This is a genomic window from Paenibacillus sp. FSL H7-0357 (assembly GCF_000758525.1).
Taxonomy (GTDB): domain Bacteria; phylum Bacillota; class Bacilli; order Paenibacillales; family Paenibacillaceae; genus Paenibacillus_AQ.
Genome location: NZ_CP009241.1, coordinates 3868744 through 3879971 on the forward strand (window position 1 = coordinate 3868744; position 11228 = coordinate 3879971).

Here is an 11228-nt window from a genome sequence, read left to right on the forward strand (position 1 = left end):
TCGCAAGTTGAAGACAAAAGAGATGGTATTTGCCGCATTATTTGCTGCACTAATAGGGGTATTAGGTATGATTCCACCGATTCCGCTAGGGTTTATCCCGGTGCCCATTACCGCACAAACACTTGGTGTCATGCTGGCGGGAAGTTTTTTAGGTAAGAAGACAGGAAGTCTTAGCCTGATTTTATTTATCGTGTTAGTCGCTCTGGGTTTACCTTTATTATCCGGAGGACGTGGAGGTTTCTCTGCATTAGTCGGGCCGTCAGCCGGTTACATTTTAAGCTGGCCCGTAGCTGCATTTTGTATCGGATATGCGACAGAAAAAGTCTGGTCCAATGTAAAAACATGGAAAGTTATCGTCATTAACTTAGTTTTTGGTGTGATGCTTGTTAGTTTGATCGGTGCGCCGGTTATGGCTTTGATTACACATACCTCTATTTGGGCCGGACTTGTGGGAGCAACCGCATTTTTGCCGGGGGATTGTATTAAAGCGGTCATAGCTGCTATTATAGCGCTACAATTAAAAGCCGTCAGTCCAATCGAAGAGAAGTGATAAAGATGAATCTGATTGAACCCTTACTGCGTTATGCAGAGCAGCAGCCCGACCATATCGCTTTAACCGATGGCGAAGAGAGCCGTACTTATGGGTCATTGGTACAGCGTATGACTACAATTGCACAGGGTATACGGCAAAATGGCCTTCACCATGATAAGATTGCCATTTTATCTGCGAACCGCATTGAATTTGTAGAGGTGTTTTTAGGAGCTATTTATGCCGGGTGTGTTCCCATCCCTTTGGATCCCAAATGGAGTATAAATCAAGTGAACGCTGTTCTACAGCAATGTCAGCCGAAAATGATTTTTGCAGAGACCCATTTGGCAAAGATTCTAGACTTACAGGACACGGCAATTCAACTTCTAACTTTTTCTGATCAGGACATGGGTTCAGGTTCTTATGACAGCTGGTTGCTCACTCTCAAGCCGGAAGCTGAAATGGATGAATCGAATGAATTATTGTTTATCGGCTTTACTTCAGGCACAACAGGAACACCTAAGGGGTATATGCGCACCCACTTGTCGTGGATTCAGAGCTTCGAGGCGACCAAAGAGGCTTTCCTGCTAAACCGCATAGAGCATATGTTAGCTCCAGGCCCCTTTGTTCATTCCTTGTCTTTATTCGCGGTAATGCAGAGCCTATACAGCGGTGCAACCTTTCATATCGTAAAAGAGTTCGATGCCGGCAAGGTTCTACAGTTGTGTAAACAGAATCCCGATGTTATTTTGTTCGTCGTGCCGACGATGATTGAAGCACTGCTCCAGCAGAAGGATAAATTTGGTCAGACACAAATCCAGGCATTAATCAGCTCAGGCGGGAAATGGTCAGAGAGGTCTAAGAATAGGTGCAGGGAGATATTCGGCGCAGCGAAGCTATATGAATTTTATGGCTCATCTGAAGCTAGTTATATCAGTTACCTGGATGTTCATGCCGACAACAAGCCGGATTCAGTAGGCAAACCCTTTTCTGGTGTACAGATATCAATTCGTGATGAGCATCTTCAGGAGGTAACCCCAGGGGGCATCGGGCAGCTTTATATTCGGAGTGATATGATGTTTACCGGGTATTATCATTTGCCGGAAGAGACTTCAGCGGTTTTTCGTGACGGATGGCTGATCATCGGAGACTTTATGTATATGGATCAGGATGGATATTTGTATTTGGCTGGCCGCTCAAAAAACATGATGGTTTCCGGTGGCCTTAATGTTTTCCCGGAAGAAGTAGAGTCTGTGCTGCAGCAGATGCCGGAAATTCAAGAAGTGATGGTACTGGGAGTACAGGATGCCTATTGGGGTGAACAGGTGACAGCACTTGTGAAGTGGAGCGGACAAACGCGTTTATCTGTAGAACAAATCAAGGATTACTGCTGCCGGCAAATTGCGAACTACAAGGCCCCAAAACAGCTCATCACGGTAGAGCAGTTCATTTATACAAGTAGCGGAAAAATTGCCCGGCAGGCAATGAAAGACTACGCGAAAAGATGGATGATATGATAGAGGCTGTAATTGTGATCGCTAAACGGACACCCATTGGCAGGATCGGCGGAGTATTAAGTGCTCTTGAGCCGGAAGCATTATTAGCACCGCTTATTCAGCATATTGTCGCAGAAACGAATGTGCCGAAGGAATTAATTGATGATGTCATCATTGGCAATGTAGTAGGTCCAGGCGGCAACATCGCACGGCTTTCTGCTCTGGAAGCAGGACTGCCAGTGACGGTCCCGGGTGTCACGGTTGACCGGCAGTGTGGTTCTGGTCTGGAGGCAGTCAATCTTGCGGCAAGGCTGATTCAAAGTGGTGCTGGTGAGATTTATTTGGCTGGTGGAGTTGAGAGTACGAGCCGTGCCCCATGGAAAATGGCCAAACCGCAATCGCTAACGGGTGCACCGCAGCTATATACACGGGCCCGTTTCACTCCAAGCGCCTACGGCGACCCGGATATGGGCATTGCAGCCGAGAATGTCGCCCGTAAATATGCGATTTCCCGGGAAGAACAGGACCGTTATGCTTTGAAAAGCCATCAAAAAGCCATTCATTCGCAGCAAACCGGCCGATTTCTGCAAGAGATCGTTCCTGTACAAGCGAATGGCGGATGGGTTACCCTAGATGAATGCCCCAGAGCCAATACTAGCCTGGAAAAGCTGCAGCAGCTGCCGCCAATCTTTCTGGAACAGGGTACGGTAACGGCTGGCAATGCATGTCCTCTGAATGATGGAGCGGCTCTGGTTCTGATGATGTCCCGTGAGAAATGCCGGGAGCTTCAACTAAAGCCTATTTTGCGTGTCGTCGATGCCCAAGCGGCAGGTGTTGATCCCAATTATTTAGGTATGGGGCCTGTTCCAGCTGTTCAAAAGGTGCTTAACCGCCAGCACCTGAGTGTTGCCGATTTGGATATCGTGGAGTTTAACGAAGCTTTTGCCTCACAAGTATTAGCCTCACTACAGGAGCTTCAGATTCCGCAGGAAAAGGTGAATCGTGGAGGCGGAGCACTGGCCATTGGCCATCCTTACGGTGCTTCCGGCAGCATCTTGATCACACGGTTATGCACGGAGATGTTATATAAACCTTATAAACGAGGGCTGGCCACACTAGGCATTGGTGGCGGGATAGGTCTGGCCACGCTGGTGGAGGCGGTCCAATGAATACAGTCCGGCATCAGGTTCATATCACTGCGGAGTGGATTTCTGACTATGCACAAAGTATCGGAGCTCCCTTGAAAATGATAAAAGGTGATCTGATCGCACCTGCCACAATGCCGATTATTTTCTGGCAATTTTTCGATATTCCCTGGTTGAAGACGGATGCCCCCTTAATTCACGGCACGCAGCATTTTACCTACCAGGAACCAATTACCGCAGGGATGATCCTGGATTGTGAATTATCCTTAACGAGGATGGATAAGAAAGAAGTTAGACAGGAACGGATGACCTTTTATTACCACACGCTTATTTATACCTGTGGCGGTAATCTCATAGGGACGGCAGATACCATATTAATCCGGGCAGGTGATTAAGATTAAGAAACGTATAACTGCCGAGGCTGTCCGGCAATATGGTGCTGTCTCTAAAGATACGGCTGCCATTCATCTGAATGCCGAAGCTGCTGTTAAGGCTGGCTATAAGCGGCCTATAGCGCATGGTATGTATATCATGGGGCTGGCACAATCGTTATATCTAACCGATCATCCAGCACAGTGGATTACAACGTATAGCATGAAATTTCATAAACCGCTTGTAGTAGATACAGATGTGGTGTTTCACTTTGAGCCTAGCGACGGTCATATCGAAGTGAAAGTCACATTAGAATCTGGTGATGTGATTGCTTCAGGTACCTTTTCAGTGAAAGAGATGAAGTGATGGATAAAGTAGCCGTAATTACAGGAGCCACCAGAGGGATTGGGCGCAGCATCGCCTTAAAGCTTGGCCAATCCGGTTATCAAGTGATTGTCAACGGGACAAAGCAGGCGCTAATCGACGAGGTTGTGCAGGAGATTCACCGGACAGGCGGCGAGGCGCTGGGGATTTGTGCCAATGTCGCAGATCCGCTTGAGGTCACTGCGATGGTGGATGCTGTCATCGCTAAGTATGGCCGTATAGATGTATTGATACATAACGCCGGTAATTTGCATGACCAGCAATGTCTGCATATGACGGATGAAGAATGGAATTCGGTGCTGGATGTGCATCTGAATGGAGCTTTTTATAGCATTCGCCGGGCACTGCCTCATATGCAACATCATGGCGGAGACATTCTTCTGATGACCTCCACTGCCGGATTAACAGGTTCGATTAAGCAGGTGAATTACAGTGCGGCCAAAGCTGGAATGCTTGGAATGATGTGGACGCTCGCAGCCGAACTAAAGCGCAACGGTATTAGGGTAAATGCCATTGCGCCTGCTGCCTTAACGGATATGACCCGGCCTGTCATCCAGCATATGAAGGAAAAGTACGCCAGCCGCAAAGAGCCGTTCCCGGAGTTCTGGCAGGTGGGGGAAGCAGATGATATTGCCCGGTTCGCAGCCGCATTGCTGGAACAGCCGGATATTGAGTTAACAGGTGAAATATTTGGTGTGAATGGTTCGAAGGTAACGAAGTGGCAAAAGCCGGAGCCTGCTTTTACCGAAACCGGCATAGAGGCATTTTTCAAAACATGGCGGCAACAGAAGGGTAGTCATTAAATGCTGACATTCGATCACGTTCATTTTTATTATAAAAAAGGGCAGCCCGTCATAGAGGATTTAAGCTTTACGATTGAGACGGGGGAGTTCGTGGCAATTGTCGGGGCGAATGGCTGCGGCAAGTCTACAATTGCCAAGCTAATGGATGGATTGCTGCTTCCAAAACAAGGGGATGTAACCTTTCAGGATCTAAACACCTCCAGACCCGCAGACCTTAGGATGATCCATGAGCAGATAGGGTTTGTATTCCAGAATCCGGAGGACCAATTCATTACTACAACGGTGATGGATGAAGTGATCTTTGGATTGGAAAACATTCGTGTGCCAAGGGAAGAAATACGCTGCCGGTTGGATCAAGCCCTACAGGCTGTGCAAATGGAGAATTATTTGGAGTCGATGCCCCATCAGCTCTCAGGCGGTCAAAAGCAACGGGTAGCTATTGCCGCCATCCTGGCTATGCAGCCCCGGATTATTATTTTTGACGAAGCTACTTCCATGCTTGATCCGCAGGGGAGGGAGCAAGTGCTTTCGATCATGCAGGAGCTGCACCGCCAAGGCATGACCATTATCCACATCACCCATCATATGGAGGAAGTGCTGGCTGCGGGGCGTATTTTACTCATGGATAAGGGGCGTCTTGTATTTGATGGAGATCCGGTTTCTTTTTTTGAAACGGTGCCCGTTGAAGACTACCAATTAGAACTTCCTTTTGCGGTTCGAGTATATCGAATGCTGCATCCGGACATGCCGCTAACGGTAGATTGGAAGGAGATGATCCGCTCACAATGGTCTACCATCTAAACAATCTAAGCGTGAGTTATGCCGATCGGGCAGCTCTGCAAAATGTCAGCTGCACGATTCAAGAAGGCAAGTGGATCTCTGTCATTGGCCATACAGGCGCCGGCAAGTCTACATTTGTCAAAGTGCTGAAGGGGCTGATTCCGGACATTGCCGGAGAGTATTTGATTAATGATCATCCCATTCCCAAGGACCGTAAAGGACAACTAAAAGCCCTACCTGATATAGGCTACGTATTTCAATATCCCGAGCATCAATTATTTGAATCGACGGTGTACAAGGAGCTTGCCTTTGCTCCTAAGCTGCGTGGGGATACGCCTCAGCAGATAAAGAAGTCGATAGAAATCATTCTTTCGCAAGTAGGTCTGACAGAAGATATCCTGCCATTGGTTCCGTTTCAGCTAAGCGGGGGGCAAAAGCGCCGTGTAGCTATCGCTTCCGTATTGATGATGGATCCGAAGCTGCTTATTCTGGATGAACCTACAGCAGGTCTCGATCCAGTAAGCCATGCCGCATTGCTTCAGCTGCTGAGTAAATGGCAGCAGCAAGGTAATCGCACCGTTATATTCGTATCCCATCAAATGAACGATGTTGCCGAATACTCGGATGAAGTCATGGTATTTCACGAGGGGCAACTCATGGGGCATTATGAGACCGGCACTTTATTTCTGGAACAAGCGGAATTGCTGGAGAAACTGGGTTTATCCCTTCCGGAACCTGTACAAATGTTAAAGGTAGTTGAGGAAATGTCCGGTGAGATAATTGAAGTGGCGAGCTGCAGAGAGCAGGATATATTCGCAAAAGTGCTGCCCATCTGGCAGGCAAGGAGACTCTAAATGTCTAATACCCTGTTAATGGGACAATATTTGGAGACGCACTCCATATTTCACCGTCTGGACCCGCGGACAAAGCTTGTGAGCATGATTATTATCATGCTGAGCTTCCTAATGCTGGACACGTTCGTCAGCTACGTTGTCGCAACCCTTTTTTTGGTTGGCATTATGTGGTTATCCAAAATCCCGTTACAGGTCTTTTGGAGAGGCATGAAGCCGGTCTTGTTTATTTTGATGTTTACTTTTCTCTATAATGCCTTATCCACGAAGGGGAATATCATTTGGTCCTGGTCCGTTATAGAGGTGACAGAAGAGGGACTGCTGAACGGGTTACGTTTCGTTTGGCGTATTGTCTTAATCATCTTGCTGGCTTCTATTTTAACGTTAACTACAAAACCGCTGACCTTAACCCATGGGCTGGAGAAATTACTGGCCCCTTTATCCAAACTCAATGTGCCGGTGGAGCAGTTTTCACTAATGATTGTGATTGCGATCCGGTTTATCCCAACGATTATGCAAGAGCTTGATCGGATTCTCCTGGCCCAGAAGGCCAGAGATTATGATATTACCACCTTAAAGCTGCCAAAACGTATATTTGCCTATATTCCGATTCTCGTGCCTTTGCTTCTAACGGTGATTCAACGTGCCGAACAACTGACTCATGCCATTGATGCGCGTGCTTATGGGAATGGGAAAGGGAGAACTTCCTATAAGCAATTGACATTCCAGCGTGTCGATTATCAAGCAGGCGGAGCAGTTATACTAATGACCGTGATCCTGCTGCTGTTGAAAATTTGGGGATTTTAAGTGGATAGAAGGAGAGATAATGATGAAATGGGCTACACGGGTAACTGAATTATTACAAATTAAATATCCTATTATTCAAGGGGGACTTGCCTATTTAGCCTATGCAGATCTTGCGGCTGCGGTTTCAAATGCAGGGGGATTAGGCCAAATTACCGCTATGAGTCTCCCGGATGCAGATGCCTTGCGCTCGGAAATTGAGCGTGCGCGCACCCTGACGAACCAGCCCTTTGGTGTCAATTTTGCTATTGGCAACCATAATATTAACTATAGGGATCGGGTCCAGACTGCTATTGATGAGAAGGTCCACGCTGTGACGATCACTGGTGGAGATCCTACGGCGATATTAGAGATGATGCAACCCACGGCAATAAAAACACTGGTGCTCGTTTCCTCACGAAGACAAGCTCAAAAAGCGGAACAGCTGGGCGCATCGGCGGTGATTGTTGTCGGGCAGGAAGGCGGCGGGCACTTAGGGCGTGATGATGTTGGAACGCTGGTGCTTGTCCCGCAAGTGGTTGATGCTGTTCAAATTCCCGTCGTTGCTTCAGGTGGAATTGGGGATGGCCGGGGCTGGATGGCTGCCCATGCCCTTGGTGCTGAAGGTATTGAAATGGGGACACGCTTTATCGCCACTCAGGAATGTGTGGACGCCTCCGCCTCTTACAAAAAAGCCTTGATTGAGAGTTCGGAGGCAGATACAACAGTGATCAAACGTTCTATCCATTCACCGGCCAGGGTATTGCGAAGTGCCTACACGGAGAAAATTCTCGAAATCGAGCGCGTAACCCCCACCTATGAAGCATTAAAAGAATATATTAGCGGTGAAGCCAACAAACGCTGGATTTATGAGGATTGTGAAGAAGAGGGGTTCGGTTGGGCAGGTCAAGTGACCGGCATGATCCATGATATCCCAACCGTCGCCGAATTGATCAATAGAATGGTCCAAGAGGCGGAGAAGGTTCGCGGAAAATGGGGAAGCTAGCGTCCACGGAAAGTCCGGCGCAAGTCCTCGGTCCATTTGTCCGGGATTTCCCAGGGGATAAAATGTCCACCTTCTGCATGGGCTGTGATATTGACATGGTTATACCAGGGAGCGCGATCGCTGTCCAGGAAGTTCTGTACGCGGTTTTCGGTTGTGATCCCTGGCGGATTTTCGTAGCCCACGAAGCTAATACCGGTTGGTGCCTCAATGACAGGCCAGCGATCATGAGCGGGTGTCCACGGATAGCGGTTGGCGTTGGCGTAGACGCGTATTGAGGTTTCGATGGCGTTGTTAACCCAGTAGATTGTTGCGTGTGTAAGGATGTCGTCCTTGGAAAAAACATTCTCAACGTTGCCTTTATTATCACTCCATCTTGCCCAGCGTTCCAAGATCCAAGCGAGCATGCCTGCGGGCGAATCGCTTAGTCCAAAGGCGAGGGTGGCTGGGTCAAGGACATGTACGGCGAGATGCGATGCGAAACGGCGATCCAGATTTAGAATCCCCTTCCGGATGTCTTCAGGGATATTGCCGGGTATAGGACGGCCTCCTGCGAAATCCCAAGCGCGCTCCCCGTTGAAGAAGTTAAGTTTCAGCGCTGACCCAATGTGTATCGCATAGAGCTCATCTGGATATTTATGTCCCAGTTGACCTGTCACGAGAGCGCCTACATCACATCCTCCTGCAGCGTATTTAGTATAGCCGAGGATATCTGTCATGAGTGTATGCCAGAGATCAGCAATTTTCCAAAAGTTCATATCCGGGTTGTCCGGCAGTGGCGTCGAAAATCCGAAACCGGGAAGTGAGGGGACGATTACGTCAAAAGCTTCGGCTGGATCGCCTCCGAAGGCGCCAGGATCCGCAAGCTGATCAATGACCTTGGACCAGTGCCAGAATGTCCAGGGCCAGCCATGAGACAAAATTAAGGGTGTAGGGTCTGGTCCTACGCCTGGTTTACGCATAAAGTGCACAGAAACTCCCTCAATGTCTACTTTATAATGTTCATAGACGTTGATCGCTTTCTCGGCTTTGCGCCAGTCAAACTCGTGAATCCAGTAATCAACGAGTCCCTCAAGATAGTTCCGGTTTACCCCGTAAAACCAGTCATCGTTACCGGCGTCTAAAGGCCATCTCGTAGACTTCAGACGAGATAGAACGAACTTAATAACTACACAAAAGGGCAAAAGTAGCGGAGGGGAATTTTGGAACTGTAGGAGCGATAGCGACCGCCTTTGTCACCGGATTTCCACCGCATACAACGGGCTAAATCAAGAAATCTGGGGACAACAGCGGCCGGAAGTCCAAATATTCACCGTAGTTACGTCCTAGCCAAAATGGGAAAATTTTAAATTCAATCTATATAGCTTCCTAATATCCACTATTGAGGTGAAGATCCATGAAGCAACCAGAGATAAGAAAAGCCGCCGTCAAAGATGGCATAACCGTATCAAAGATTATTACTGAATCATTTAAAAGACGAACCGAATTACTTCAGGTATCAGAAACAGAATATCCCAATCATGTTGCGTTTGAAACGGAAAGGATGGCAATAACCAGAATTAACAATTCAACGGTTAAGATTTTATTTGTGAATGATGAACCAATAGGGACCATAGGCACCCGGCAGGAAGGAGAGATTGGAATTATTGATAGACTGGCTATCCTCCCATCCTACAGAGGTGAAAATTACGGAAGGTTATTATTAGAGCATTCAGAAAATGAATTATTTAACAACGATTGTACAGAAATACATATTTCCTTAGTTGCCAGCTATCAAAATTTAAGGAGGTTTTATGTTGAACACGGGTATACCTGCATAAGTTCAACAACTCTATCAGGCTTGCCCTGTGAAGTGCTTTCATTACGAAAATATAAAAGATGAGTTGAGCTGAGAATGGACCATGGTGCATTACCGGGAAGAGAAGAAGGCCGATACAGAAGCCTTTATACAATTTCTCCAGGATCTTCTCTCTGCCTATTCGAATAGAAAAAACGCCTTAGAATCTTAATTGTGGTCTATATAGTTGCTATATACCACAGCATATGATATTTTTGTATGAAAATAACAGTACTTTGTACACGCTCTAAAGTTCACCTAGTAATGTTAATATCTACAAGAGGTTAAGATTGTTTTTAACTATTGTTTAAATTAGGAATAGGCCAACAAACGACCACCCTGGAAATGAAGTTGGCTGTCTCTTCAACATTATTAAGAAAGCGCTTACAAATCTTATGAAAGGAGAAAATTGAATGCGGGAAAAAATTATAATCATTGATGATGATACTGAAACTCGCAAAATATTGGTTCAATCCTTACTAGAGCATGAATATGAAGCTGTTGGATACCCTCACAGCGGACAAGCATTGGTAAGCTTCATTCATTCTCACGATCCTGATTTAATTATTCTTGACCTGTCAATGCCAGGGGCGGGCGGCTTGAACTTATGCACGGAATTGCGTAAATTCAGCGATAAACCAGTCCTTATTACAAGTCATCATACCGAAGATTATCTTAGGATTGAAGCCTTGAACCGGGGGGCAGATGAGTTTATTGCCAAACCCTCCAGCTTTGAGGTATTGCTCGCCCGGATCAGAGCACACCTCCGCAGGTATAAACGGGCTTTCCCTGTTAATCAACGTCATTTAATTGTTTATCCAGGCCTGCAGATCGATCCTACTACCCACACAGTAATGGTCTATGGCAAGGAAGTCTCTTTATCCTCTAAAGAATTCCGACTCCTTGTTGTTCTCGCAAAGAACCCGAATCGAGTATTCCACACCGAAACCTTATACGATCTTATTTGGAAAGACATTAAGCATGGGGACATACGAACCGTCATGGTCCATATTTATAAATTGCGGCAAAAAATTGAAAAAAAACCGAGTGAACCGCTATATATTCATACTGTCAGAGGTGCCGGCTATAAATTTAACGGATCGGTTTCACTATTGATGGAATCCATGGATGCGTAGTATTAAAACACCGTTTATCGAATAATCTAAGACTTTGCTAAAAAAACTTATTTCATTACTTTAACTAGACTTTAACATACGTTGGTAAGATGGACTTGGATGCAAACGA

13 protein-coding genes are annotated in these 11228 nt (G+C 46.7%); 12 read left to right on the forward strand and 1 reads right to left on the reverse strand.

The features are described from left to right. Positions 1-7: 7 nt before the first annotated feature. From H70357_RS16850 to H70357_RS16895, 10 genes are read left to right on the forward strand one after another with little or no spacing between them, the layout of a single operon-like run. On the forward strand, positions 8-550 hold the full coding sequence (locus H70357_RS16850; RefSeq protein WP_038591779.1) for a biotin transporter BioY: 543 nt from the start codon (positions 8-10) through the stop codon (positions 548-550). A gap of 5 nt (positions 551-555) precedes the next feature. Next, on the forward strand, positions 556-2046 hold the full coding sequence (locus H70357_RS16855) for an AMP-binding protein (RefSeq protein WP_038591782.1): 1491 nt from the start codon (positions 556-558) through the stop codon (positions 2044-2046). Further along, positions 2043-3194: a thiolase family protein gene (locus H70357_RS16860; RefSeq protein WP_038591785.1), complete on the forward strand. Its 1152-nt coding sequence runs from the start codon at positions 2043-2045 to the stop codon at positions 3192-3194. The genes H70357_RS16855 and H70357_RS16860 overlap by 4 nt, the downstream gene beginning before the upstream one ends. Then, positions 3191-3565, forward strand: a complete 375-nt coding sequence (locus tag H70357_RS16865) for a hotdog family protein (RefSeq protein ID WP_038591788.1) — start codon at positions 3191-3193, stop codon at positions 3563-3565. The genes H70357_RS16860 and H70357_RS16865 overlap by 4 nt, the downstream gene beginning before the upstream one ends. After that, on the forward strand, positions 3558-3908 hold the full coding sequence (locus tag H70357_RS16870; protein ID WP_052092073.1) for a MaoC family dehydratase: 351 nt from the start codon (positions 3558-3560) through the stop codon (positions 3906-3908). The genes H70357_RS16865 and H70357_RS16870 overlap by 8 nt, the downstream gene beginning before the upstream one ends. After that, on the forward strand, positions 3908-4729 hold the full coding sequence (locus tag H70357_RS16875; protein ID WP_052092074.1) for an SDR family NAD(P)-dependent oxidoreductase: 822 nt from the start codon (positions 3908-3910) through the stop codon (positions 4727-4729). Before H70357_RS16870 ends, H70357_RS16875 begins: the two co-directional genes overlap by 1 nt. Beyond that, a complete protein-coding gene (locus H70357_RS16880; protein ID WP_038591791.1) occupies positions 4730-5530 on the forward strand; it encodes an energy-coupling factor transporter ATPase in 801 nt (266 codons plus the stop codon). It begins immediately after the preceding gene. Further along, entirely contained in the window at positions 5515-6363 is an 849-nt protein-coding gene (locus H70357_RS16885; protein WP_038591794.1) for an ATP-binding cassette domain-containing protein, read from the forward strand. Before H70357_RS16880 ends, H70357_RS16885 begins: the two co-directional genes overlap by 16 nt. Then, entirely contained in the window at positions 6364-7167 is an 804-nt protein-coding gene (locus H70357_RS16890; RefSeq protein WP_038591797.1) for an energy-coupling factor transporter transmembrane component T family protein, read from the forward strand. 22 nt (positions 7168-7189) lie between these two features. Continuing rightward, positions 7190-8149, forward strand: coding sequence for an NAD(P)H-dependent flavin oxidoreductase (locus H70357_RS16895; RefSeq protein WP_038591800.1), 960 nt, complete (start codon positions 7190-7192; stop codon positions 8147-8149). Here H70357_RS16895 and H70357_RS16900 read toward each other — a convergent pair. Continuing rightward, positions 8146-9330 (reverse strand): epoxide hydrolase family protein, encoded by a 1185-nt coding sequence (locus tag H70357_RS16900; RefSeq protein ID WP_038591803.1) that lies wholly within the window; start codon positions 9328-9330, stop codon positions 8146-8148. The genes H70357_RS16895 and H70357_RS16900 overlap by 4 nt on opposite strands. Positions 9331-9542: 212 nt before the next feature. On the opposite strand from H70357_RS16900, the gene H70357_RS16905 reads away from it, so the two are divergent. Next, on the forward strand, positions 9543-10028 hold the full coding sequence (locus H70357_RS16905) for a GNAT family N-acetyltransferase (protein WP_038591806.1): 486 nt from the start codon (positions 9543-9545) through the stop codon (positions 10026-10028). Positions 10029-10396: 368 nt separating this feature from the next. Then, positions 10397-11119, forward strand: coding sequence for a response regulator transcription factor (locus H70357_RS16910; protein ID WP_038591809.1), 723 nt, complete (start codon positions 10397-10399; stop codon positions 11117-11119). Positions 11120-11228 lie beyond the last annotated feature (109 nt).

What these genes read in the sequence shown, in the direction of transcription:
- H70357_RS16895 (WP_038591800.1), top strand. Translation starts at nt 7,190, where the DNA reads ATGAAATGGGCTACACGGGTAACTGAATTATTACAAATTAAATATCCT.
- H70357_RS16910 (WP_038591809.1), top strand. Translation starts at nt 10,397, where the DNA reads ATGCGGGAAAAAATTATAATCATTGATGATGATACTGAAACTCGCAAA.
- H70357_RS16880 (WP_038591791.1), top strand. Translation starts at nt 4,730, where the DNA reads ATGCTGACATTCGATCACGTTCATTTTTATTATAAAAAAGGGCAGCCC.
- H70357_RS16855 (WP_038591782.1), top strand. Translation starts at nt 556, where the DNA reads ATGAATCTGATTGAACCCTTACTGCGTTATGCAGAGCAGCAGCCCGAC.
- H70357_RS16875 (WP_052092074.1), top strand. Translation starts at nt 3,908, where the DNA reads ATGGATAAAGTAGCCGTAATTACAGGAGCCACCAGAGGGATTGGGCGC.
- H70357_RS16865 (WP_038591788.1), top strand. Translation starts at nt 3,191, where the DNA reads ATGAATACAGTCCGGCATCAGGTTCATATCACTGCGGAGTGGATTTCT.
- H70357_RS16860 (WP_038591785.1), top strand. Translation starts at nt 2,043, where the DNA reads ATGATAGAGGCTGTAATTGTGATCGCTAAACGGACACCCATTGGCAGG.
- H70357_RS16885 (WP_038591794.1), top strand. Translation starts at nt 5,515, where the DNA reads ATGGTCTACCATCTAAACAATCTAAGCGTGAGTTATGCCGATCGGGCA.
- H70357_RS16905 (WP_038591806.1), top strand. Translation starts at nt 9,543, where the DNA reads ATGAAGCAACCAGAGATAAGAAAAGCCGCCGTCAAAGATGGCATAACC.
- H70357_RS16890 (WP_038591797.1), top strand. Translation starts at nt 6,364, where the DNA reads ATGTCTAATACCCTGTTAATGGGACAATATTTGGAGACGCACTCCATA.